Annotated in this window: 18 protein-coding genes and 1 pseudogene; 6 read left to right on the forward strand and 13 right to left on the reverse strand. The window is 72.2% G+C overall.

What is annotated here, in order from left to right; all coding sequences use genetic code 11:
• Window positions 1-13: 13 nt before the first annotated feature.
• From fxsT to fxsA, 4 genes are all read right to left on the reverse strand, one after another.
• On the reverse strand, window positions 14-3,949 hold the full coding sequence (gene fxsT, locus FVS66_RS09705) for an FxSxx-COOH system tetratricopeptide repeat protein (RefSeq protein WP_149180610.1): 3,936 nt from the start codon (window positions 3,947-3,949) through the stop codon (window positions 14-16).
• Window positions 3,933-5,273 (reverse strand): TIR-like protein FxsC, encoded by a 1,341-nt coding sequence (locus FVS66_RS09710; RefSeq protein ID WP_262386891.1) that lies wholly within the window; start codon window positions 5,271-5,273, stop codon window positions 3,933-3,935. Before FVS66_RS09710 ends, fxsT begins: the two co-directional genes overlap by 17 nt.
• A gap of 134 nt (window positions 5,274-5,407) precedes the next feature.
• Complete coding sequence (fxsBH, locus tag FVS66_RS09715) at window positions 5,408-7,591, reverse strand: radical SAM/SPASM protein FxsBH, inactivated beta-hydroxylase extension form (protein ID WP_187645457.1); 2,184 nt, start codon at window positions 7,589-7,591, stop codon at window positions 5,408-5,410.
• Between the two features lie 9 nt (window positions 7,592-7,600).
• Complete coding sequence (gene fxsA / locus FVS66_RS09720) at window positions 7,601-7,765, reverse strand: FxSxx-COOH cyclophane-containing RiPP peptide (RefSeq protein WP_262386892.1); 165 nt, start codon at window positions 7,763-7,765, stop codon at window positions 7,601-7,603.
• A 235-nt stretch (window positions 7,766-8,000) separates the two neighbouring features.
• On the opposite strand from fxsA, the gene FVS66_RS09725 reads away from it, so the two are divergent.
• On the forward strand, window positions 8,001-8,900 hold the full coding sequence (locus tag FVS66_RS09725) for a DUF4231 domain-containing protein (protein WP_149180641.1): 900 nt from the start codon (window positions 8,001-8,003) through the stop codon (window positions 8,898-8,900).
• A 7-nt stretch (window positions 8,901-8,907) separates the two neighbouring features.
• Here FVS66_RS09725 and FVS66_RS09730 read toward each other — a convergent pair whose 3' ends face one another.
• Window positions 8,908-9,390, reverse strand: a complete 483-nt coding sequence (locus FVS66_RS09730; RefSeq protein ID WP_149180611.1) for a hypothetical protein — start codon at window positions 9,388-9,390, stop codon at window positions 8,908-8,910.
• A gap of 60 nt (window positions 9,391-9,450) precedes the next feature.
• On the reverse strand, window positions 9,451-10,356 hold the full coding sequence (locus FVS66_RS09735) for a S1 family peptidase (RefSeq protein ID WP_149180612.1): 906 nt from the start codon (window positions 10,354-10,356) through the stop codon (window positions 9,451-9,453).
• A gap of 603 nt (window positions 10,357-10,959) precedes the next feature.
• Between FVS66_RS09735 and FVS66_RS09740 the strand changes: the two genes are divergently transcribed.
• Entirely contained in the window at window positions 10,960-11,394 is a 435-nt protein-coding gene (locus FVS66_RS09740; RefSeq protein WP_149180613.1) for a cell division protein SepF, read from the forward strand.
• Window positions 11,395-11,407: 13 nt separating this feature from the next.
• Here FVS66_RS09740 and FVS66_RS09745 read toward each other — a convergent pair whose 3' ends face one another.
• Together FVS66_RS09745 and FVS66_RS09750 are read right to left on the reverse strand one after the other, a co-directional pair.
• A complete protein-coding gene (locus FVS66_RS09745) occupies window positions 11,408-12,598 on the reverse strand; it encodes an acyl-CoA dehydrogenase family protein (RefSeq protein ID WP_149180614.1) in 1,191 nt (396 codons plus the stop codon).
• Window positions 12,599-12,686: 88 nt separating this feature from the next.
• Window positions 12,687-14,468, reverse strand: coding sequence for an MFS transporter (locus tag FVS66_RS09750; RefSeq protein ID WP_149180615.1), 1,782 nt, complete (start codon window positions 14,466-14,468; stop codon window positions 12,687-12,689).
• A 503-nt stretch (window positions 14,469-14,971) separates the two neighbouring features.
• On the opposite strand from FVS66_RS09750, the gene FVS66_RS09755 reads away from it, so the two are divergent.
• Entirely contained in the window at window positions 14,972-16,000 is a 1,029-nt protein-coding gene (locus FVS66_RS09755) for a phosphatase PAP2 family protein (RefSeq protein WP_149180616.1), read from the forward strand.
• A gap of 73 nt (window positions 16,001-16,073) precedes the next feature.
• On the opposite strand, the gene FVS66_RS09760 is transcribed toward FVS66_RS09755, so the two are convergent.
• Window positions 16,074-16,292 (reverse strand): I78 family peptidase inhibitor, encoded by a 219-nt coding sequence (locus tag FVS66_RS09760; RefSeq protein WP_149180617.1) that lies wholly within the window; start codon window positions 16,290-16,292, stop codon window positions 16,074-16,076.
• A 462-nt stretch (window positions 16,293-16,754) separates the two neighbouring features.
• Here FVS66_RS09760 and FVS66_RS09765 point away from each other — a divergent pair.
• Window positions 16,755-17,388, forward strand: a pseudogene (locus tag FVS66_RS09765) (cbb3-type cytochrome c oxidase subunit I).
• A 250-nt stretch (window positions 17,389-17,638) separates the two neighbouring features.
• Here FVS66_RS09765 and FVS66_RS09770 read toward each other — a convergent pair.
• The 4 genes from FVS66_RS09770 to FVS66_RS09785 are packed head-to-tail and all read right to left on the reverse strand — an operon-like array spanning window position 17,639 to window position 21,589.
• The gene (locus FVS66_RS09770) at window positions 17,639-18,415 is read right to left on the reverse strand and encodes a hypothetical protein (RefSeq protein ID WP_149180618.1); all 777 of its coding nucleotides are present in this window, start codon (window positions 18,413-18,415) and stop codon (window positions 17,639-17,641) included.
• Window positions 18,412-19,695, reverse strand: a complete 1,284-nt coding sequence (locus tag FVS66_RS09775) for a glycosyltransferase family 4 protein (protein WP_149180619.1) — start codon at window positions 19,693-19,695, stop codon at window positions 18,412-18,414. The genes FVS66_RS09770 and FVS66_RS09775 overlap by 4 nt, the downstream gene beginning before the upstream one ends.
• A gap of 57 nt (window positions 19,696-19,752) precedes the next feature.
• Complete coding sequence (locus FVS66_RS09780) at window positions 19,753-21,060, reverse strand: ABC transporter substrate-binding protein (protein ID WP_149180620.1); 1,308 nt, start codon at window positions 21,058-21,060, stop codon at window positions 19,753-19,755.
• Window positions 21,044-21,589 (reverse strand): hypothetical protein, encoded by a 546-nt coding sequence (locus tag FVS66_RS09785; protein ID WP_262386893.1) that lies wholly within the window; start codon window positions 21,587-21,589, stop codon window positions 21,044-21,046. The genes FVS66_RS09780 and FVS66_RS09785 overlap by 17 nt, the downstream gene beginning before the upstream one ends.
• Window positions 21,590-21,692: 103 nt before the next feature.
• Between FVS66_RS09785 and FVS66_RS09790 the strand changes: the two genes are divergently transcribed.
• Together FVS66_RS09790 and FVS66_RS09795 are read left to right on the forward strand one after the other, a co-directional pair.
• Window positions 21,693-22,175, forward strand: a complete 483-nt coding sequence (locus tag FVS66_RS09790) for a hypothetical protein (RefSeq protein ID WP_149180622.1) — start codon at window positions 21,693-21,695, stop codon at window positions 22,173-22,175.
• A partial coding sequence (locus tag FVS66_RS09795; RefSeq protein WP_149180623.1) for an ABC transporter permease occupies window positions 22,172-24,183 on the forward strand: 2,012 nt, incomplete at its 3' end. The genes FVS66_RS09790 and FVS66_RS09795, both read left to right, overlap by 4 nt.

Below are 24,183 nucleotides of genomic sequence, written 5' to 3' on the forward strand. Positions count from 1 at the left end.
CGCCCGCACGTTCCTACACGGCCAGGGGCTCCAGGTCGCGGTGGACGCGGCGTTCGTCGCGGGAGAGACGGGTCAGGGCGTGGTCGTCGCCCAGGAGGCGGGAGAGTTCCTCGGCGGTCTCGGCGCGGAGCCTGCCCGCCTCGGCCTTGCGGCCCAGTGCGCCGAGGGTCACGGACATGTTGGAGGCGACCGCCAGGACCTCGGGGTGGCGGGCGCCCAGGACGTCGCGCAGCGTATCGACGGTGCTGCGTTCGATCGCCAGCGCCTCGTCCAGCTCGCCCAGGTCGGCCTTGGCGTTGGCCAGGTTGACCGTGCAGAACAGGGCGTGCGGGTGCCGCTCCCCCAGCACGTCCCGCATCGTCCGCAGCGCGGCCCGCAGCAGTTGCTCGGCGACGTCGGGGGCGCCGCAGCCCCACTGGTAGATGCCCAGGTTGTTGATGGCGGCCAGCGTGTAGGGGTGCCGTTCGCCCGGGACCTTCGTGTACTGGTCGACGACCTCCTGCGCCAGGTCCCGGGCGGCGACCGGCTCCCCCGCCGCGTACAGGTCGGCCGCCAGGTTCAGGTCGCAGGCCAGCGAGTCGGGGTTCGCCGACGTGTACTTGGCCCGGTAGCGGTTGCGGGTGGCCGTCGTGAGCCGCCGCGCGTCGTCGAGGAGGCCCGCCCTGCGCAGTGACACCGCGAGGCTCTTGCCCGCCGCGAGCGTGCCGGGGAACGCCCGGCCGAGGGTCTCCTTGTACGCGGCGTACGTCCGGCTGAGCAGCGCGACGGACTCCTCGTACCGGCCCACCTCACGCAGGTCCCGGGCGAGGGACGTGGCGGACGACAGGGTGTACGGATGGTCGGGGCCCAGCACCTCCGTACGCCGGTCGAAGACGTCCTGGTCGATCTCCCGCGCCCGGGCGTACTGCCCGACCATGCGCAGGTTCAGCGCCAGGTTGTTCGCGGCGGCCAGGGTACGCGGGTGGGACTCGTGGAAGATCTGCTGGAAGCCCTCGTGGGCCTCCGTCGCCAGCTCCATCGCCCTGCCGTAGTCGCCGAGGGTGCCGAGGTCCATGGCGAGACCGCTGGTCGTCATGTACGTGTGCGGGTGCGAGGGGCCGAGTACCGCGCGCTGCCGTTCCAGGGTCACCTGGTCGAGGTTCCGCGCCTCCACGTAACGGCCCTGGGAGCGCAGGATGTTGGAGAGGTGGAAGCGGAGGTAGAGGTACTGGAGGTCGTCGTCGCCCAGCATCTCGCGCCACGCGTCGCGCAGTTCGGTGCCCAGTGTCCACGCCGACTTCCAGTCGCCGCGCTTCCACAGATAGCGGACGCGGTCGATGAGGAGCCTGCGGGTCTCGGGGTCGCGGCAGTACCGCGCCTCCGACGTCGCCAGGTGCGGCCAGATCGTGGCGAAGGTCGGCCAGGTCGACGGGTTGTCGATCGGCTCGTCGTCGTCCGGCCGGGCCCCCGCCAGGACGCGGTGCACGGCGTGCCGGGCCTCCCGCTGCTCCTCCTCGGTGAGCTGGGCCCGGATCACCGCCTGGACCAGCCGGTGCACCTGGATCGAGTTGGACACCTGGTCGACCTTGGCCAGCGCGAACCGGCCGATCTCGCGGATGACCCGGCCCAGCACCAGCTTCTCCTGCAGGGAGGGGTCGTAGGGCTTCAGCGCCTCGATCATCTCCTTGCTGTACAGCAGGTTCGCGTGGATCGGCTCCGGGGCGAAGAACGCGCACAGCTGCAGCAGCCGTACCGCCGCCGGTGACCGCTCCTTGAGGCGTTCGATGGAGACGTTCCACGTCGCGGCGACCGGCTCCGGGTAGCCGGCCGGCTGGTTCAGGGAGAGGGTGCTGGCCGCGGTCCGCTCCAGCTGCTCCAGGTAGTCGGAGACCGGCGTCGCCGTCTCGGCGATCCAGGCCGCCGCCTGTTCGACGGCGAGCGGCAGGTCGCCGACCGCCTCGGCGACCCGGTCTGCGTCCTCGTCGCTGAGCCCTCTGGCCCGCCGCTGGAGGTGCTCGACGGACTCCTCGCGCAGGAACACGTCGACGGGCAGCGCGTCACCGTACTGCGACCAGGTCTGGTTGCGGGAGGTGACCAGGATGTGCCCGCCCGTCGGAAAGAACCGCTTGAGCTGGTCGGGGTCGTCGGCGTTGTCGAAGACGAGCAGCCAGCGGTGCGAGGGCACCCCGCGCCGCAGCAGGTCGACGGCCTCCCGCGATGCGGCGGCCATGTCCTCGCCGACCTGCGCGCCGAGCCGTACGGCCAGTTCGGCGAGCCCGGCGATCACGTCGTCGGGCTGCTCGGCGGACATCCACCACACCAGGTCGTAGTCGGCCATGAAGCGGTGCACGTACTCGAGGGCCACCTGTGTCTTGCCGACGCCGCCGAGCCCGTACAGGGTCTGCGGCTGCGGCAGTACGACGGTCATGCCGCCGCCGAGCTGGTCCCGCATCCGCTCCAGGACGAAGGAACGCCCGGTGAAGCCGGGGTTGCGGGGCGGAGCGTTCCAGATCTTCGGGACGGTCCCGGGGAACCGGGGCCCGGGCGGCACCCCGTCGGCGAGCTTGACGGGGCGGTCGAGGGCGCGCAGCAGCGTGGCGGTGGCGTGCACCTCGTCGAGGCGGAACAGGTCGACGGGGTCGCGGTCGATGTACGGCGCGGTGAGCCGTACATCGCCGACGCGCACCGGCAGCAGATGGCGGCGCCCGCCGCCGGGGTCCTCGGCGGTCGCCCGCCGCCAGAACTCGACGGCCCGCGCCGACTTCAGATACGCGCTGGACAGCAGCACCACCGTGCGGGCGGCGGTGTCGGCGGCCTCCGCGGCCGGGACGGGACCCGCGGCGACCGGTTCGGCGGAGACGTCGCGGGGCACGACGCGGAAGCCGGCACGGGTGAGGACGGACTCGATCCAGTCCGCCCACATGCGGTTCTCGGCGACGTACGACAGGAACAGGTCGGCGGGCTGGGCGGGGCGCCGGCGGGTGAACGCGTCGCGTATCCGCAGCCGTACCTCCTCGTCGACGGTCGGCATGGTGGTGATCCGCTGGTCGGTGATGACAGCGGTGAGCCGTTCGAAGGCGGACAGCAGCGAGTTGGTGATGCCGGCGTCGTCGCCGAAGGTGGCGAGGGTCTCCTCGTAGGCGTAGTAGGGCCGGTAGGGAATCTCCACCGCGCCCCAGTAGGCGGCGAGTTCCTCACCGACGAGCCCGGTGGGGAAACCGTCGAACTTGAGCCGGGCCAGCGCCCGTCCGGCGTCGGCCTTCTCCTTCTCGCCCTCGTCGATCCGCATCGGTACGGGGAAGATGCGGATGCCCCGGCCGCCGTACCGCTCGTCGATCTGCCGGGCCACGGCGGCGGCGCCGTCCATGGACTGGTCGCTGAGCGTGAAGCAGTCGACGAGTACGTCCGGGAGGTGGACGGTGCAGATGTCGGCGATGTCGCTGAGGCCGGTGCGGCTGTCGATGAGGACGAAGTCGTAGTTGGCCTTCATGTCGTCGCGCAGGGCGTCGAAGAAGTGGCCGCCGCCGAGCCGGTCGTAGAAGTTGTCCCAGTCGAAGGTGGAGACGGTCGCGGAGTACTCGCGGTTCTGTCTGCCGGCGGAGACGAAGTCGAGGGTGCCGCCGGCGGGGAACTCCCAGCCGAGCGCCTCGGGGGTGAGGGAGACGGCGTGCTGCTGGATGCGCGTGTAGTCGCGGTGCCAGTCGTCGGGCCGGTGGACGGGGTTGGTGGCGGCCCAGGCGTACTCGGTGATCAGGTCGATGACGCCGGTGGTGGCGCCGAGCGTGGACGGGTCGAGGAACGGGTGGAAGAAGCGGTGGAGGCCGGGGGCTTCCAGGTCCCAGTCGACGGCGAGCACCCGTCGGCCGTTGGCGGCGAGTATCCAGGCCGTGTTGGCCAGGGCCATCGTCCGTCCCGTTCCCCCTTTGTAGGAGTAGAAGGTGACGATGCGTCCATCACGACTGGCGGTCATCCGGGTCCTCCGCGTCGGGGGCGATCTCGTGCGTCTCGGGGACGAGGTGCGTGGTGGCGAACTCGCTGGGCAGGGGGCCGCGCAGCCGGGGCCGCTCGGTGGGGCGGCCGCCCGCGGGGGCCGGTGGGTAGACGGCGGCGTGCCGCAGATACTGCTGGGCGGCCGCCTCGACGACCTGGGGCAGGATCTGGCCGAACGCCTCCATGCTCGGGACCCCCCGGGCGGCGGCTCTGCCGGCGGCGCGGCCCTGTCCCATCATGACCGGCATGGTCTGTTCGAGCTTCTCGGACAGTTCGGATTCGGCCGCGCGGCTCTGCTGGTCCATGCGGTTCCAGGGGACGACGACGCTGACCCAGGGGCGGTGTTCGGCGTCGAACGCGGCGAGCCTGGCGCGGCGCTCCTCGTCCTGGAGGGCCCAGCGGTCGACGAGGAGGAGCTCGGGTCTGGTCGGCGGGACCTTGGCGTCCAGGGGGCCGGTGTCGTGGTCGAAGGAGGTAATGGTCGCCTGGTAGTTGAGGGAGCGGGCGAGATCCTCGGCGACGTAGGCGAGGGGCCGGGCGGCCTCCGGGTGGTACGGGTTCCAGTCCTGCGGCATGTCGCCGTAGTAGTCGGCTTCGCGGCCCTCGGGGAGGTCGTGCCGGGTGGGGGCGGCGACAGTGACCTGGAGGGGGCGGGAGCCGCTGCCGCGCGGGCCGAACGCGCTGGGGGCCTGCCGGTAGTCGACCGGGCGGCCGGGGTCCATGGCGGCGGTGTCGGCGACGGAGACGATGCGTTTGGCCAGTTCGTAGACGGCCCGCTCGTACTCCTCGGCGAATATCCGGAGTTTGATCAGTCCGTAGAGGCCGTCGGTGACATAGCGGTCGCCGAAGGCGCGGTGGTTGAACTGGAGCCGCTCGGCGGGGCCGGGGAGCTGTTCGGGCGGGACGGGGACCCAGAGGGCCGGGACGATGGCGTCGGCGGATCTGTTGTTCCTCGCCTGGTGGAAGATGGCCCGCTGGGCGAAGGCGTACCACTCCTTGCCGCACATCTCGCTGGCGAAGTAGCGGGGCGAGAAGAGCGGGACGAAGACCCGGCAGGTGGCGAGGGTCTCGGCGAGCCGCTCGGACCAGCCCTCGCCGGAGCGTATCTCGCGGTCCATGAACCCGGCCGGGGCACCGGCGGGCAGGTCGGTCATGGCCATCACATGGCCGCACAGGTCGCGGAAGAGCCGCTCGACCCACATGTCGGGGTCGGGTCCCGCGGCCTCGTAGCGAGGTGTGTGCGCGTAACTGAGAAAGAAGTACGGCCGATGGTCCGCCGCTCGTTGTGCTGGTGACGCGTGCACACGACCCCCGTCCTGCTGTGAACACGAACACCCGTATCTGGGATGTGGGAAGGAAGGATACGAGCTCATTCATCATTACGGAGCGGTGTTCGCGGGACCCCGTTGGCGTTCAGTCATTCACCAGCCCTTTTCGGTCATCGTCCGTTCTCCGCCTCTTTCCGCAGTCCGGAGACGAGGAGTTTGCCGCCCGCGGTGAGTTCGGCGGCGTTCTCCAGGGTGCCGAGGGCCCGGCCGAGGTGGTCGGCGTGGCCGGGTTCGTACGCCGCGAGGCCCACGCGTTGGTCCGTCTCGGCGAGGAGGACGGAGACCGGGACGGGCCGCTGGTGCCAGGGCGACGGGTGGGTCCAGGCGCCGTCCAGGGCGTACAGGTCGGTGATGTCGAGCAGGGCACGGAGCCGGGCACGGCGGTGGCCGCGCAGGAGGGCGCGGGCGAGGTCCTCGGGGGTGCCTTCGAACGGCACCCCCAGGGCGCCGAGTCCATGGCGGCCGACGGCCGGTCGGGTGCCGGTGAGGGGTGTGAGGGTGGTGAGGTGCTCCAGGCGCGGGATGCCGGCATGCCGCAGGAGGGCCAGGGCGCGGGTGAGGCGGTCGGCCCAGTCGGCGAACCGGCGGCCGTCGAGGGGGCCGTCCGTGGGGATGCCGTAGCAGCCGCGGCACCAGTCGTGGTCGTCGACCGTGAGTCCCTCGACGGCCCGGACGGGAAGCCAGCCGGTGCCGGGTTCGGCGGGGGCCGCGACATGCTTCTCGCCCGCCCCGCTCCGCACGAGGAATCCGCCGTCGCCGGTGGCCCGTACCTCGAGCCGCCCCGGGCTCTCGACGCGCACGGTGCCGAGGGTGGGCAGATTCATGAAGCGGCCGTTCCAGGTGATGCGCACGGGGGTGTCCAGCCCACCCCGTACGACGGCGGCGGCGACGTACCGGGCCAGCTGCCGTGCGAGACCGAGGCCGTCCGCCCGGTGGGCGCGGAGGGCGTCGAGGGCGGTGAGGAGCCAGGTACGGGTGTAGGGGTGGGCGACGACGTGGTCGAGCGCGTCGGGCCGGTCGCGTTCGACCAGGCCGGCCAGCTCCCATGCCTCGGTCCAGCGGTCGTCGCCGCCGTGCTCCGCGACCTCGCTGTTCAGCCGGGCGAGGAGGACGCGGGTCAGGTCGTGCTGTTCGGCGGTGAGCGCGTCGGGGTCGGTGACCGCGGGGGCCGCGAGGGCGGCGGCGGTGCGGTCCTCGATGCCGCGTACGAGGGCTTCCAGATCGGCGCAGTACACGGACGGGTTGTCGAAGCCGTTGTCGGCACGGTAGCGGTGGGGGTAGAGGCCGCCGCCGCAGGACCGTACGACGGGGCACCCGCGGCAGGTGTCGCCGACGCCGTCGAGGCCGAGCTGCCGGGCCCGTACGCCGGGGTGGGCGGCCACGTCGTCGAAGGAGTGGTGGAACACGTCGAAGCCGGTGGCGGCGGCGCCGTCATAGGCGCTCTTGAGGGAGTCGACCTGTTCGAGGGTGCCGTCGGTCTCGATGACGACGAGGTCGGTGGGCGCGAGGCCGAGCGACTCGGTGAGGCTGGGCCCTCCGGCGAGGGTGGAGAGGACGGACTCGAAGAGCCGTACGGGCACGGGCCTGCCCTGGCTGTTCCACCGGTCGAACGCGGCGAGGATCCAGGCGGCGTACGCGGTGGGCGAGCCGTCCGGCCGGGGCGGCGGATTCTCCCAGGTCGCGTGGGGCAGCAGGAAGTCGACACGCGGCGGGTCGAGCGCGGTGAGCGCGTCGTATACGGCGACGGGGTCGTTCTCGATGTCGATGGTGCAGAGCAGACCGAGGTCGAGGTGGCGGTAGCGGTCGCTGTGCAGCAGGTCGACGGCGCGGAGGACCTGGGGGTGGCTGCTGCGGCCGTCGGCGAAGCGACGGTGCCGGTCGTTGGCGGCCCTGTCGCCGTCGAGGGAGATGCCGACCTTGACGTCGTACGCCTCGAAGACATCGAGGTAGCGGGGGGAGAGCTGGACGCCGTTGGTGTGGATCCGCAGGTCGAGCGCGGTGACCGGGGCGAGGGCGCGGGTCAGTTCGGCGCAGACGCGGCGCAGTCGGTCGGGGCCCGCGAGCAGGGGCTCCCCTCCGTGCAGGATCACTGACACGGAGGGCAGGGAGTGGGTGGCGGCGTGCTCGGCCAGTCGCCGGGCCGTCCAGGCGATCGCCTCGTCGGAGATTGTCTTCGGGCGGGTGCGCCAGCTGTGATCGGCGTGCTCGTAGATATAGCAGTGGTCACAGGCGAGATCACATCGGCTGTGGACTTTGAGAACGACCTCGCGGAATGGGACCAGGGGTCCTGTCATTCCGCCAGTTTAGAGCGCGGAGTTGAACGTGGCGGTGCGTTGTGCACGGGCGTTCTCGGAGGGCAGGACGCGGCTGATCTTCTTCGCGGTGTCCGTGCCGCGCACATCGATCTCGGCGAGGGGCACCCGGTTCTTCTTCGCGACAGCGAAGGTCATGGAGGTCTGAGCGCTCACGGCGGCCGTCCTTGAGGGATATGTGTCGATCTGTGGGAAACCGCACCGTTGCGGTGTCGGCGGCACGACTTTACTCTCGTGGCCACCTGCAGCAAATCAAGCGCATACGGATGGAACGGAAGAGTTGCGCCAGTATTCCCCGACCGACCCGGAAGAAGCCATTCCACTGAAAGAGTGACAACAAAACCGCACACGGGGGGTGCGCATGACCGGCTATCACGGCCCGCTCCAGAGCATGGTCTTCCGCAACGCGGATCTGCCGATGCTGTTCCACCGCGCCGATGAGATCGCCGTCGCGCGTCAGCGGGAGGCCGTACAGGCCACGCGTCTACAACTGCTCCTGCTCGTGCTGGGGGCCTGTCTGGCGGCGCTGCCCGGCGGGTGGCGGATCGGCGAGGGATTCCGCCTGGCGGGGGCGCTGAGCGCGCTGGCGTACGCGGGTGTGCTGGTCGTCACGTACCGCGCGGCGCGGCGCCGGGCGAAGTCGCACTGGCAACTGAACAGGTCGGCGGCGGAGTTCATCAAGTCGATGTCGTGGCGGTACGCGGTGCACGGCACGCCCTTCGACTCGGACGCGCCGGAGGTCGACGGGACCTATCTGTCGCGCCTGGAGGAGGGCCTCGCGGAGTTGCGGAAGGTGGGCTGGCAGGACCCGCGCGACACGGACAAGGCGACGGGCGGCGGGCTCATCACTCCGGCGATGCGGATGCTGCGCGACAAGCCGTTCAGGGTGCGCAAGGAGACCTACGTCCGGGACCGGCTGATCGAGCAGCGCACCTGGTACCACCGGCGCCAGGTGGTGTCGCGCCACGCGACCGTCCTGTGGTCGGCGACGACCGCCGCGCTCACGGTGCTGGCCCTGCTGCTGGGTCTGCTCCAGGCGTTCTCCGCGGGCGGGTCGCCGACGGTGGCCGGGCTGCTGTCGGCCGCGGCGGCGTCGTCCGTGGCGTGGAGCGAGATCCGCCGGCACCAGCCGCTGATCGCCGCGCACTCGCTGGTGGAGGAGGATCTGGCGGCGATGCACACAGCGATGGAGACGGTGGTCACGGAGGAGGAGTGGGGGGCCGCGGTGTACGAGGCGGAGCGCCTGGTGTCTCCGCAGCACACGGACTGGCTGGTGCAGCACCGGAGGTAGCTGCCGGTCAGAGGCGTTCGACGCCGTCGCGCCAGATGACCGTGACCGGCCGGCCGAGCGCGCGGGCGTAGTGCACGATGTCCGCCGTCCCGCCCAGCCCCCGCGACGGCCGCCCGTCCCACACGGCGAGGAGGCGGTCGCAGTTGTCGGCGATGTACGCGCCGGCCGCGTAGTACGCCTCGTCGGTGGAGTGGGCGTACGAGAGCCGCACCTCCCGCGTGGCCCGTTCCTTCAGCGTGCGGTAGCGGGTGAGCTCCTCGGGGGCCGTGAAGCCCCGCTCGTAGTCGCCGCTGGGCACGACGACGGTCAGTTCGGCGCCGCTGGCGAGTGCGATGTCCGCGAAGAGCGTGTCGGCGCCGACGGCCAGGCTGGACAGCGCCTCCAGGGAGGACCCGCGGTGCCTGTCGAAGACGGCGGTCATCGCGGCGCGGACATGGGCGTGGAGCTCGGCGGGGATGTTCCTGTGGCCCGTCACTCCGATGCGCTTCATCCGTCCCCCGTGCTCGTCGGCCCCCGCCCGGCGCGCACGGGCGGGGGCTTTCCGCCGCCGTCAGTAAATACTGACGCGGTAGGCCTTCAGGGCCTCCTTGACGGGCTGGTAGAACGTCGTTCCTCCGGAGCGGCAGTTTCCGCTGCCGCCGGAGGTCAGCCCGATCGCGAGGCTGCCGGAGTACAGCGGTCCGCCGCTGTCGCCGGGCTCGGCGCACACATTCGTGCGGATCATGCCACGGACGATGTCGCCCCCGCCGTAGTTGACCGTGGCGTTGAGGCCGGTGACCGTGCCGCTGTGGGTGCCGGTGGTGGAGCCGCGGCGGGTGACGGACATGCCGACGGAGGCGTCCGCGGCGCCGGTGATGTCGGTGCCGCCGACCGAGCCCGGGTGGGACAGGGACGTGTTGTCGTACCGGACGAGGCCGTAGTCGTTGCCCGGGAAGCTGGAGCCGACGGTCGCGCCGATCGTCGTGGTGCGGCGCGAGTTGGTGTACCAGGTGCCGGCGCCGTCGGTGCAGTGCCCGGCGGTGAGCAGGTAGTACGTGCCGCCCCTGACGACGTTGAAGCCGAGTGAGCAGCGCCAGCTGTCGGCGTAGACCGCGTCGCCGCCGGAGAGGTACTTGGAGAACTTCCCGGACGTGCGCTCGACGCGCAGGGCGCCCGCGCCGGCCCCGGCCGTGCGCTTGATCCTGGCGATGTCGGCCTTGGAGACGGTGGAGTCCGCCGTCACGACCAGGGTGGCGGTCGCGGGGTCGACGTGCCAGGCCGTACCGGCGACGTCGGCCGCGAGGACGGCTTCACCGGCGGCGGACAGCTGGTCGGCGGTGAACGTCCCGGCCGTGTCCGCGTTGGCGTTGGTGGCCGGGACGGTGAGCGCGGCGGCGGCCGCCAGTCCGGCGCCGAGGGCGAGCAGACGGCTCCGTCTGGTCGCGCCGCTGCGGGGGGTGGTGCGCTTGATCCTCACTTCGCATTCCTCCCGAGGGGAATCGGGGGCCCGCCGTGGGGGGTGGTCGGGCCCGTGAGGCGCAGCCGGGCGCGGCCCGGCAAGCGCTGCTCGGGAAGTATTCGTGCGTAAAACCCCCTGCGCAAGAGGGCGTTGGGGGCGTCGCAGGTCAGCCCGCGACCACACGGAGTGGGCGCCGGCGCACGGTGGCAGCGGCCCTCGCGCTCCTCAGGCGAACCGCCCGCGGTCGGCCCTCAGGGCGGGCGGAGGCCGCAGAGGTGCGCCGTCCACTCGGTCCCGAGGCCGTCGGTGATCCGGTGCGCACATGGTCTGACGATTCCGAACACGGCGCTCCCCCGTGTGCTGTCCCGGTGTTCGCTGGGCATGGTATCGACGGTGGTCGTTCACCCGTACAGCCCGACGACTCGCCCATCCGATCCGAATTTCATATTTGAGTTACAAGAAGGCCGCTACGCAGCAAGAACCCTGACGAATCGCCATATCTTCTGCACCAGTACCGTCACGAAACGCTCGCGCGGCGACTATCCACTTGGCGCGCGATCCGCATCATGGACGACCATAGGGGTGCGGAACCACAAGTGACCGCGTTGAAAGGAGGCGTCGATGGGATCGGTGCGCAAGGCGAGTGCATGGCTGGGACTCGTCGAGGACAACGATGAGCGTTACTACGACGACGAGTACGCCGAGGGTGCTGAGACCGGCGACGCCTGGGTGACCGACCCGCGAGTGCGGGTCGCCTCCGAGACCGCCCAGGAGGAGGGACGCCGGATCGCCACGGTGTCCCCCGACGGGTTCCGCGACGCCCGGGCGATCGGTGAGCTGTTCCGGGACGGCGTCCCGGTCATCATGAACCTCACCTCGATGGAGCCCGACGACGCCAAGCGTGTGGTCGACTTCGCGGCCGGACTCACCTTCGGGCTCCGCGGCTCCATCGAACGGGTGGCGACCCGGGTCTTCCTGCTGACGCCCGCGGACACGCAGATCGTCAACGGGGAGCCCGGGGGCCGCTCCGAGGACGGCTTCTTCAACCAGAGCTGACGGGCGGGCCCGCTCACCGGAAGGCGTCGAGCCCGGTGAGCGCCTTGCCCAACACCAGCTGGTGCATCTCGACAGTGCCCTCGTAGGTGAGCACCGACTCCAGATTGGTGGCGTGCCGCATGACGGGATACTCCAGCGAGATCCCGTTGGCGCCGAGGATCGTACGCGCCGTACGGCAGATCTCGATCGCCTCCCGCACGTTGTTCAGCTTGCCGAAGCTGACCTGCTCGGGGCGGAGCCGCCCCGCGTCCATCCGCCGCCCCAGGTGGTGGGCGAGCAGGATGCCCTTGTGCAGCTCCACCGCCATGTCGGCGAGCTTCGCCTGGGTGAGCTGGAAGCCGCCGATGGGCCGGCCGAACTGCTCCCGGGTCCGCGCGTAGTCGACCGCCGTCTCGAACGACGCGCGGGCCGCGCCCATGGCGCCCCACACGATCCCGTATCTGGCGTGCGAGAGGCAGCTCAGCGGGCCCTTCAGTCCGGTGACACCCGGCAGGACCGCGTCCGCGGGCAGCCGTACGTCGTCCATCACCAGCTCACTGGTGACGCTCGCCCGCAGCGACCACTTGTGCTTGATCTCCGGCGCGGAGAAGCCCGGGGTGTCGGTCGGTACGGCGAAGCCGCGCATCCCCTCGTCGGTCTGCGCCCACACGACGGCGACCCCGGCCACCGAGCCGTTGGTGATCCACATCTTGCGGCCGTTGAGGACCCAGTCCGTGCCGTCCCTCTTGGCGTAGGTGCGCAGGGCGGCCGGGTCGGAGCCGTGGTCGGGCTCGGTCAACCCGAAGCAGCCGATCGTCTCGCCCGCCGCCATGGAGGGCAGCCAGCGCTGCTTCTGCTCCTCGGAGCCGTACTTCCAGATCGCGTACATGGCGAGCGAGCCCTGGACGGAGACGAGGGAGCGGATACCGGAGTCGGCGGCCTCCAGCTCCAGGCAGGCCAGTCCGTACTGGACGGCGGTCGCCCCCGCGCAGCCGTAGCCCTCCAGCGACATGCCGAGCGCGCCGATGGAGCCGAGCTCCCGGGCCAGCTCGCGGATGACGGGCAGCTCGCCCTTCTCGTACCACTCGGCGATGTGCGGCAGGACCCTGTCCGCGGCCCAGCCGCGCACGGTGTCGCGGACGGCGAGGTCCTCGGGGGCGAGGAGGTCGTCGACGCCGAGGGGGTCGTGCGGGTCGAACGGCGGGAGCTTCGAGGGTGCGGACATACGGGGCCTCCGGCGGCTGGCTCACCACAGAAACTTGGGGGAGCTTGAAACTACCGTTGATAGTCAAGCTGCGCGCTGACGTTACGGCTCAGCGCGCCGCGCGTCCAGAGGCGGCCGGCTCCGCCGGAGCGCGGCGGGCCGTGACCCGCGCGCCCTCGCAGGTCTCGTGCGTCCCCTGAGCCTCGCGCACCTCCTGTGACTCACGCGCCGCGGGGACGGGGGTGTCGGGCGTGGCGGACTTGGCCACGACACGCGGGGCGGCCGCCTGGGCCGGGACGGCCGGGTCGGCGTGGTGCGGCTGTCCGTCGCGGTCGGCGCTCTCGCAGGCCCCGGCCGACTGCGCCTCCATGACCCGCGGGAGCCGCAGCGCCATCACGGCCCCGGAGAGCAGCAGACCCGCGCTGACCAGCAGCGTGATGTGCAGGCCGTGGACGAAGGAGTGACGGGCGGCCGTGTGCAGGGCCTCGCCCGCCGCGCCGCCGAGCCGGGCCGCCACCTGGTACGCCTCGCCCAGCGAGTTGGCCGCCGCGGCGCTCGCCTCGGCGGGGACGCCCGGCACACCGGCGAGCCCCGGCGCGTACGCGGCGTTCATGACGCTGCCGAGCAGGGCGATGCCCATGCCCGCGCCCAGCTGGTAGGAGGTCTCACCGATGGCCGCCGCGCCGCCCGCGGAGTCCGCGGGGGCCTCGCTGAGCATCGACTCGTACGCCGCGAACAGAGTGGTCTGGAGCCCGAAGCCGAGCAGGACGAAGCCCACGGTGAGCAGCAGCGGCCGGTCGTGCTGGCCCATCAGGACCAGCAGCAGCACGGACCCGGCGGTGAGCACGAAGCCGAAGCCCACCATCCGGCGCGGGCCGAGCCGGGCGAGGGTGTACGAGCCGGTGGCGCCCGCGGCCATCGCGGCGAACGTCAGCGGCAGCAGGCGCAGCCCGGTCTCCAGGGGACTGAGGCCGAGGACCAGCTGGAGGTACTGGACGGCTATCAGCTCCAGGCCGACGAGCGCCAGCATGGCGAGCACGATGCAGCCGACGGCCGTGGTGAACGCGGCGCGCGAGAACATCCGCATGTCGATGAGCGGGTGCGCCCGGCGCCTCTGCCGCCGTACGAAGAGCATCAGCAGCGCGGCGCCGACGAGCAGCGGAACGAGCGTGGCCGGGCTCAGGGGGTCGCCGGCGCCGGCCCGCTTGACGCCGAGGACGACACCGAGCACACCGGCGGCGGCCATCAGCGCGCCGACGACGTCCCACGGGCCCTCGCCGCTGCCCCGTGACTCGGGGAGCAGCCAGCGGCCGGCCGGCAGGATCAGCGCCATCAGCGGGATGTTGATGAGGAAGACCGAGCCCCACCAGAAGTGCTCGACGAGGAACCCGCCGAGTACCGGCCCGGTGGCGGCGCCGACCGCGGCGACGGCGGTCCAGATGCCGATGGCCGTGGCCCGCTCACGCCGGTCGGGGAAGACGGCACGGAGGATCGAGAGCGTGGCCGGCATGATCATGGCGCCGCCGACGCCGAGCAGCGCGCGGGCGGCGACGAGGACGGCGGGCGTGTCGGCCATCGCCGCGACCGCGGACGCCACGCCGAAGAGCGCGTAACCGCCGAGCAGTATCCGGCGCCGCCCGACCCGGTCGCCGAGCGTGCCGAAGAGGATCAGCAGCGAGGCACAGACGAGGGGGTAGGCGTCGACGATCCACAGCAGGCCCGTGGAGCTGGGGCGGAGATCCTCGGTGACCGCGGGGACGGCGACGTGGAGGACGGTCGCGTCCAGCGCGACCAGCAGCAGGCTCACGCAGAGGACGACCAGGACGACCCAGCGGTTGGCACCGCCACCGGCGACACGCGGACGCGCTCCGGCCGTGGTCGTTCCCGACATGTAGGTACCTCCCGCGTGGGACTCTCGCGCTCGGCGGCCGCCGGCCGGGGAGGGGACGTTCCGCGGGGCGGCCCTGCATCTGGGGATCCCCCTGGTCGAGCGCAGTCGAACCTTGGGGAGGGCGAGCGAGTGGTCAGCCTACGTGACGTGGGGCGGGTGGCGCGTGGCCCACCTCTCACCAGGACTCGCCGGGGAGTGTGGCGTGCGCCACGTGCGGGGGTGGGCGGCGACACGCGGGCGGAGCGCGGGAGGCACCCCGCGACACGCCGTCGACGGTTCCGAACGGCGTACGAATTCCTTGCCAGCACTCCGCCGGACGCCCTTTCCTGCGGTACACAAACACACTTACGGAAGAACCTGGTCCGGCATTAGGGCGAGCACTCGGCCGACTTTATGGATAAGCCCCGGATAAACAGGCGTCGAGACCCACTCCACATCACATCGTCATCACAAAGAGACCGGAACGGCCGGGCCCGACGCTCACTCCCTGTAACGTCGATTGGGTGCGTACCGACATCTTTGCCCGACTGGACCGGGAGCCGGAACCGCCGAAGATTGAGATCCCGCGGATGAGCCGCACGCGTCTCGCCCTCTTCGGCGGGACGTCCGTGTTCTATCTGGCCATCGTCGTGGCCGTGCTGGCGTCGTCGTGGCTGGTGCTCATCGACTGGAAGGTCATGCTGTTCCGCCCGTACCAGCAGTGGCCGGAGCTGCACGCGCCGCTCGACTACTTCGTGGTGCTCGGCCAGCGCGGCCCGACCGCGGTGATGGTGGCGGCCTGGCTCGGCTGGCGGTCATGGCGCCAGCACACCCTGCGCCCGCTGCTCGTGCTCGGCACGGCACTGCTGCTGCTGAACGTGACGGTGGGCGCCGTCAAGATCGGCCTGGGCCGGCTCGGCCCGCACTACGCGACGCAGATCGGCTCGTCCGAACTCTTCGCGGGCGGCGATATATTTCCTTCGGGACATACCGCCAACGCCGTGGTGACCTGGGGCATTCTGTCCTATCTGGCAACGACGCCACGGGCACGCCGACACCTTTCCGCCCTGTCGGCCGTGGTGGCCCTGGGCGTCGGTCTGACCACCGTCTACCTCGGTACGCACTGGTTGAGCGATGTGCTGCTGGGCTGGGCCGCGGGGCTGCTGATCCTGCTGGGCCTGCCCTGGTGCGAGCCGCTGATCGCCCGCGCCGAGGTGCTGATCCTCGCCGCCCGCGACCAGGCGCGCGACCGGCTGCGGGAGCGCCGTACGGCGATGCCCGCGCTGCCCGTGGCGCCGGTGGCCCCGGGTGGGCCGCTGCCGGCCCTACAGCCGCAGCGACAGGTCGCGGAAGCCCAGGACGAGCCGCTGCGCGAGCCGGTGGCGGAGCCGGTGGGCACGGCCGCCGCGGGCGGTCACGCCACTGCCCCGTCGTCCATCCGGACGACGCTGGCACAGCCCCGTACGCACGCGGTGCTGCGCTCCGAGCGGACGCCGGTCACACCGGCGGGCACCCGAAGGCCACCCCGTTCCCGCCCACTGACGGGCGGCTGACGGGCGGCTGACGCGCCGACAGGCGCTGCGAACGCACAGGAAAGGCCCCGGCGGACGCGCCGGGGCCTTTCGCTCAGCCGACCCAGCAGCGGATGACGCTGTGGTCGCGTACCTCGAAGTTGATCCGGCCCACCACGTACTCCAGCGTGATGATGGAGCCGGGAGGCACCGACCGCACGGTCGTCCAGCCGCGGGAGCGGGCCCGGCGCTCGGCGACGCGGTCGTCGAGGCCGACATACGCCGCGGGGTCGTCGTCGGGCTGTACGGGGGGTGACGTCGGTATGGAAGCCATACCTTCACCGTAGGCGCCCTTACACAGGTATCGCCATCTTCCTGTACGCGGTGTGTCACACCTCTGTCACAGGAACTCGACACGCGATCACGGTGCGGTTTTTCACCCGCACGGGGCTGGTGAGCGGCGTTCCGGAGTAATTCCCAGGGGGCCTCCCAAGGGAATTCAGCGGCCTGGGAATTCAACTCGCACAGCCGTGTCGAACACCACCGCGCACGTTTGATTCACGGACCCTCCACAGAATTCCCGCATTTCCGGTCGGCGTGAACACGCGAGATGGGCGAGGGCGGCCGCGAGCATCGTGTGGCGAAGTCCCGGCGGACGCGGAGCCGATACGGAGGGGTACTCATGGGGACCGACACCGTGCGGGCCGCCGAGGAGCCGCCGCCGGTCCGGGGACACGGCAGGGCGGTGGTGGACTGGCTGACGACCACCGACCACAAGAGGGTCGGCCATCTCTAACTGATCACCTCGTTCGGGTTCTTTCTGATCGCCGGATCGATGGCCCTGGTGATGCGGGCGGAGCTGGCCCGCCCCGGGCTCCAGCTGATCAGCAACGACCAGTTCAACCAGGCGTTCACGCTGCACGGCACGATCATGCTGCTGCTGTTCGCGACGCCGACGTCTCACCGGACTGTCGGTGGTCGTGTGGGCGCACCACATCCACTACGTCGTCTTCGGCACGGTCGTCTTCGCCACCTTCGCCGGCTTCTCCTTCTGGTGGCCGAAGTTCACCGGAAAGATGCTGGACGAGCGGCTCGGAAAGATCCATTTCTGGACTCTGTTCATCGGCTTCCACCTCACCTTCCTGGTGCAACACTGGCTGGGCGCCGAGGGCATGCCCCGCCGGTACGCGGACTACCTCGCCGCCGACGGCTTCACCGCGCTCAACACGGTGTCGACCATCGGGCGCTCACTGGAGTGGGCGACGTCGTCCCCGCCGCTGCGGCACAACTTCCTGCGGATCCCGCTCATCCGCTCGGAGTCGCCCGCGTTCGATCTGCACCATCCGGACCACGCGGCGCTCCAGCGCCCGGAGCGGGCCGCTCACGACTCCGGTCGGGAGCCCGGGACAGGCGGTCCCGGACCGACCTGATGTGGTCGTCGAGCGCGCGCGGCTCCACCGCCTCGGACTCCGGGCCCATCAGCACCACATGGCTGACGAGGACGTGGAGGCCGGATCACGGCCCGGGCCGCGTACGCCACGGTGGACACGCCCCGGGCGAGCCTGGAGCAGGGACAGCGGACGCAGCAGGCGTGCCGAGGTCTCAAACGTGGGGGCGAGTCCGCCGGCCGGCCGTCGCGGACGGGTGCGGGCCGCGACGGCCGTCGTCGCGGCTACGGCCCTACGGGGTGATGCGTACGCAGAGCTCGTTGTCGGTGGTGTAGCAGGGCGCCGCCCGGTAGCCGCTGCCCTGGTGCTCCGGGTACACGAAGATGTTCCTGCGGTCCCAGATGTCGTCCAGGACGCGGCCGACGCGCACCGGTTCGGCGTCGGCGGCGGGCCGCAGCCACAGCTCCCACAGCCGCTGCTTCTCCAGGGGCGGCTCGGCGAGCGGGCCGTACGGCAGGGTGAAGGTGAACGTGTCCTTCTCGCCGTCCACCGGGACCTCCCTGACCTGGTCGCCCAACCGCGCCTCGGCCACGGCGCCTTCGCCGAGCTCCGTGCCGTACAGCATGCCCTCGACGGTGCAGTTGTCCTCGCCGAAGGTGATGTCGCCGGCCTCCGCGTGCCGGTCGCGGAGCCAGCTGCGGACGGCGAGCCGCCCGTCTGCCGTCGGGTAGGGCACGCGTGCCGCGACCGGCCCGGCCGGCTCGGGCAGGTGGTCGACGAGGGCCCGTACGTCGCGGATGCCCGGCTCGACGGCGCGGGCGCCGACGTACACGTCCCAGCGGCCCTCGGCGAGTTCGACCGTGCTGGGCAGGACGGCCCGCGAGTGGCCTTCGGCGGCCGGGGTGAGCGGCAGCCGGGTCTCGTCGGCCGGGTCGGAGCCGCGGCGGCGCAGGACGAGGGTCGGCTCGGCCGCGTCGTCGGCCGCTATGTCGAAGGTGATGCCGCCGGCGGAGTCCGCGACGCAGTCGGCGCGCGGAGCACGGTGGGGAGCGGCCGTGGGTTCGGTCATGCGCGCTTCCCCTTCCGGAGGACGTCGGCGGCCTGGTAACGGATGGTGTACGCGGCATCGAGAACGGCGCCACGGGCCCGGTGGAGGGTGTCGTGGACGCGGCCACGGGAGCGGGCGCCCGGGCCGCGGGCGACGAGTTCGGTGAAGAGCGCCTCGTGGCGCTCGGCGATCCGTACCGGGTCGAAGCGCCGGGACGCGGCGAGAGCTGCCTCTCCGGTACGGCGCCGCAGGTCGTCGTCCTGGATGAGACCGAGCAGCGCGTCGGCGATCGCGTCCACGTCGCCGACCGGTACGAGCCGTCCGTCGACGCCGTCCTCGATGATCTCGCCGGGGCCGTGCGGGCAGTCGGTGGAGACCACCGGCAGGCCGCAGCGCATGGCCTCGACGATGGTCATGCCGAAGGATTCGAGGCGGGAGGTGACGGCGGCGACGGAACCCTTGACCCACTCGGGTTCGAGGGGGTTGGCGGGGCCCATCAGATAGACGTGGTTGTGCAGACCGTGCCGTTCGACGAGGGCGCGCAGGGCGCTCTTCTCGTTGCCGGTGGCGTCGCCGGAGCCGTAGATCCGCAGCCGCCAGTCGGGCCGGGCGGCGACGACCTTCGCGAACGCCTCGATCAGCAGGTCGTACCGCTTGACCTTGGTGAGCCGGCCGGCCGCGACGACCCACTTGGCGGTGGAGTCGGCGGGGCCGACGGTGGGCGCTGGAACGCTGTTGGGGACGGTGTCGATGCGGACGCCGGGCAGTCTGAGACTGGTGCGGTAGGAGCGGGCGTCGGCCTCGGTGACGGTGGTGACCGCGTCGAGCAGCGGGTAGCGGAAGCCGATCTCGCGGCGCAGCCGGTAGCCGTGGCTGTCGAGGGTGAGGTGCTCCTGGCCGACACGGACGGGGCCGCGCCGGGTCTGGCGGGCGATGTGCACGTTGAGGCCGGGCCGGGTGCCGACGACGACGTCCGCCGCCAGCGACTTCAGATGGGCGGCGATGCGGATGTCGGTGAGGCGGCTGTACTGCTTCCAGCGGCCGTCGCCGCGCGGGAAGACCTTGGCGGGCCGCTTGTGGTCGGGGTGGTCGCCGTCGTAGCCGGCGCTGTGCTTGCGCAGGTCGACGAGGTGCTTCAGGGTCACGCCGACGGGTGCGCCGAGGGTGGGCTCGTCGCGGTGCCGGAAGACGGAGACGATCTCGACGTCGTGGCGTTCGGCGAGGGCCTGGGCGAGGTTGAAGGTCGTGCGGATGGTGCCGCCGATCCCGTACGCGTTGTGGAGCAGGAAGGAGATGTGCATCGCGTTCGCCGGGTCCCCCAGGTTGATAGGTCGTCAAAGGGGGACTGTACTTGGCTGTCACGGGCGGTAGCCAAGCTGGGGCACGGTGGCACAGTTCTCGTTCATGTCGCCCTGGGTGACCCAGTCGCCGCCGTCCCGCCAGCGCGCCACGGAGAGACAGGCACGGCGGGTCTCCGGGGGCTCGGCGAGGCGCTCGAACCGTACGGGGAGGAGGAGGCCGCGGGCGGTGTACGGCTCGGGCCGGTTGATGAACCGCTCGACGCACGCGCGCGTGAGGCTGCTCTCGCCGCCCTCCTCCAGGCAGGACCGGGCCGCGTCGGTGAACCACATGGCGGCGGCCCAGCCCTCCAGCTGCCACTGGGAGCGCAGGGCGGTGTCCTTCATATGGGCGTCCATGGCGGCGCGGAAGTCCCGTACGGCGGCGTGTGACGTCTCGTCGTAGTTGCGGCTGGCGCCGGTCACCCAGAGGGCGTTGCGGCAGCGCGGGGCGTTCCGGTAGTCGTCGGGGACCTTCGAGTTCCAGTTCTGGACGTTGGTGACCTTGGCGGTGAGGGTGACGCCGACCGCGTCCATGGCCTCGCAGAGGCGGGCGTTGCCGTGGCTGTCGAGCGCGTCGAAGACGATGTCGACGTCCTGGGCGCGCATGTCGGCGGCGACGGCGCGGAAGTTGGGCAGGGCGAAGTCGACCTGCTCGCTGACGACCCGGTAGCCCTCGGCGTTCAGGCCCTGGGTGACCAGTCGGGCGTAGGCGGCGGACGCGGCCTGGTTGTACGAGACGACGGCGGCGGTACGGGCGCCCTGGGCCTGCTTGAAGTAGCGGTACACCTCGGTGCCGCCGTACAGGACGCCGTCCCAGCCGGGTCTGCCGCCGGTGCGTGGCGCGGAGCTGCCGTAGATGCTGTACAGGTGCGGATAGGTGGCGTAGGCGAAGCCGATGGGCTGGCCGCCGATATCGGGGACGCCGGCCTCGGAGACGCGCGCGGCGCCGGCGTAGTCGAGGGTGGTGGTGGCGACGAGGGCGAACACCTCCCGCTCGGCGACGAGTTCGGTGACGCAGTCGTTGTTGCCGACGCCGCTGCCGCCGTCGTCGCAGGTGATGGCCTCGACGCGGCGGCCGTCGAGGCCCCCGCGCGCGTTGAGCTCGGCGAAGTACGCCAGCGCCCCGTCGCGCGGGCCCGTGAACGCGTCGCCGCCGACGGGGCTGGTGGCGCTGGTGATGATGCCGACGCGGAGCGGCGGTCCGCCGGCCTGCGGGGCTCGCCGTGACGCGAAGTCGCTCTCCGGCAGCCTGCTGCCGCAGGCGGCGCTCAGCGCGAACAGGAGCGCGAGCGTCGCCCTGAGGAGGAGTTCAGCAACCCTCGACATCCGGGTTGCCGCTGAGCTTCACCAGCGCGCAGAGCGTGTTCCGGGAGACCTTCCAGGTGCCGTCCTGGAGGACGGCCGTGCCCTGCACGTCGGGGAGGGCGGTCGCGCCGCCGGTCATCAGGTGGTAGGTGACCTCCGCCTGGGTGGCGGAGGTGAAGGTGATGTTCTGGACCTGGGCGGAGGTCTGGGCGGCGGTCGGGTCGCCGCTGTACGCCGTGAGGACGGACCGCATCTCCTCGCCGTCCTCCAGCACCCTGACCCTCTCGTCGGTGGCGGTTTCCGGTTCGAAGAACGTCTCCCAGTTCCTCTCGATCTCCTGCCTGGCCGCCGCGGGGTCGGCGGGCTGGTCCGTAGCAGGGGAGGAGGTCGTCCCGGTGACCGTCGCGGTGGGTGTGGGGACAGGGACCTGTTCGGGGACCTCGTCCCCGTTGTCGTCACCACAGGCCGTGGCCAGCGGTGCGAGGACGAGGATCGCCGCGGCCGCCAGCGCTGTGGTGCGCGGGCGCCTGCCGGGGCTCTTGTGGACCATCTGGCTCACCACCGGGGTCTGTTGCTTCGCGTACAGAGTGCGTTCACCGCATAGTGCAGGGAACTGGGACATATCGCCAGCTGAGTGCCGCGAAGGAGTTCGGATGCCGCGAGTGCTGTGGTGGGGCGGTATCGCCGCCCTCGCGGGGGGCGCGGTGCTGTGTGTGCTGGGGTGGTACGGCGTGTCGGGCGAGCGGTTCGCGGAGCGGCAACTGCCGTATCTGGCGTCGAGCACGGTGCCCGGCGCGGCGCTGATCGTGGCCGGGGCCGTCTGGGTGGCGACGGTGGCCCGGACGACGGCGGGGCGGGGCGCGTGGCCGGGCCGGACGGGGGCGGCGGAGGAGGGGGAGGAGGGGGAGGCAGCGGCATCGGACGGCGCGGCCTTCCGCCCGTCGTCGGACGAACCCCCCGTACGGGTGCCGGACGGGACGCTGGCGCACCGGCCGGACTGCCCTCTGGTGGCGGGCAAGGCGGGTGTGGTGCCGGTGGGTGACGCGGCCTTCGAGCCGTGCCCGGTGTGCGAGCCCGAGACGCCCGAGACGCCGGAGGCAGGTGGCGCGGCGGGGGCGGCCGGGGCCGGGCCGTGAGCTCACTGACCTACGAACTCTTCCTGGCCGGGCTGGCGATCGGCAGCGCGGCGGCGCTCACCGGGATCGGACTGATCGTCACGTACCGCGCGACGGGAGTGCTGAACCTGGCACACGGCGCGGTCGCGATGGTCTGCGCGTATGTACTGCGCCATCTGGTGGTCGAGTGGGGCTGGCCGCTCGCTTGGGCGGCGTGCGTGACGCTGCTCGTGGTGGCGCCGGGGATCGGGCTGGTCCTCGACCGGGTGGTGTTCCGTCCCGCGGCGGTGCTGGGCTCGGATCCGGCGCGGACGCTGGTCGCGTCGATCGGTGTGTTCGTGCTGCTGGTGGGGGGCGCGGCCCTGGTGTGGGGCGGCGGGGCGCGGGCGGACGTGCCGGTGCTGCTGGGTGACGACCCGTGGGTGCAGCTCGCGGCGGCCGTCGCGGTGGCGTGCGCGGTGGGCGCGGTGACCCGGTGGACGCGGCTGGGGCGGGAGCTGAGGGCGGTGGTGGACAACAGGGAGCTGGCGGCGCTGGGCGGGATCGCCGCGGACCGGGTGGCGGCGGTGGGGTGGGCGTTCGGGTCCTTCACGGCGGGGCTGACGGGGGTGCTGCTCGCGCCGTATGTGCGGCTGGACCCGTACGGGCTGCCGCTGCTGGTCGTCGAGGTCATCGGGGTGGCGGTGGCGGCGCGGATGCGGAGTCTGCCGGTGGCGGTGCTGGCCGCTCTGGCGATCGGGGTGAGCCAGGCGCAGCTGACGCGGCTGCACCCGGGCGGCTGGGCGGGGCCGCTGGTGCAGGCGGTCGGCGCGAACCTGTTCGTGGTGGCCCTGCTGGTGGCGGCGCTGGCCATGCCGACGGTGACGGCGGGTGCCCGGGACGTGCTGGCGCGGGGAACGACGGCGGGGGCCGGGGTACCGCCGGGCCTGTGGCTGGCCGTGGCGTTGCTGTTCCTGCTGCCGCTGGGCTTCGCCGGTCCGGACCTGCGGACGTCGGTCCAGGTGCCGGCCCTGGCGGTGATCCTGCTGTCGCTGGTGGTGGTGACGGGGCGGGGCGGCCAGATCTCCCTTGGGCAGGCGGCGTACGCGGGGCTGGGCGCGCTGTTCACGGCGTTGCTGGCGGCGGGCCGCATGCCGGGCTTCCCGCGGCTGCCCGAGCTGGTGGCCCTGGCGGTGGCGGTGGTGCTGGTGGCGCCGCTGGGTCTGCTGACCGGCTGGCCGGCGATCCGGCGGCGAGGGCTGGCCCTGGCGCTGGTGACGCTGGCGGTCGGGGTGGCGGTGAGCCGGTTCGTGCTGGCGCAGCCGTACGCGACGGCGGGCCTGGTGGTGCAGCGCCCGGCGGGCTTCGTCTCGGACCGCCGCTACTACCTGCTGGAGCTGCTGCTCCTGGCGGGCGCGCTGGCCGCGGTGGCGGCACTGCGGCGGGGCCGTACGGGCCGGGCCCTGGCGGCACTGCGGGACCACGAGGAGGGCGCGTCGGCGGCGGGCGTACCGGTGCCCGCGCTGAAGGTGCTGGCCTTCGTGGCGGGCGCCGCCCTCGCCGCGCTGGGCGGCAGCCTCCTGGGCATGGGCGTCCGCGCCTTCGACGCCGCGGCGTTCGACCCGGTGCGCGCCCTGCTGTGGTTCGCCGCGATCCTGGTGCTGGGCGCGGACAGCCTCCTGGCCCCGCTGATGGGCGCCGCGCTCCTGGTCGGCCTGGACGCCGGCGCCCGGGGCGGCGCGGCGGCCGCGGTCATCGGCCTGCTGGCGGCTCTGACGGCGAGGGTGCCTCCCCTGACGTCCCTGCCGGCGGCATGGCGACGGCGCGCGCGCCCGGGAGTCGCGGACCGGGCGGGCCCCGGGAAACGGCCGGGGCGTCGCGCCACCGACGCGCCGGAGCCGTCGCGGCTCGCTCCCGGCCCCGTGGCACGGACCGGCCCCTCACCGGGCGAGGCCCCCGAGCGGGGGAACGTGGAACCGGGAGACGGGCCCGCCACGCCCCCGTCCGGGACGCCTCCGGTCGCCCCGGAGCCCGGCTCGGCGCCCGCCGC

Origin of the sequence: Streptomyces sp. TRM49041 (assembly GCF_008271805.1) — a bacterium.
Classification (GTDB): Bacteria; Actinomycetota; Actinomycetes; order Streptomycetales; family Streptomycetaceae; genus Streptomyces.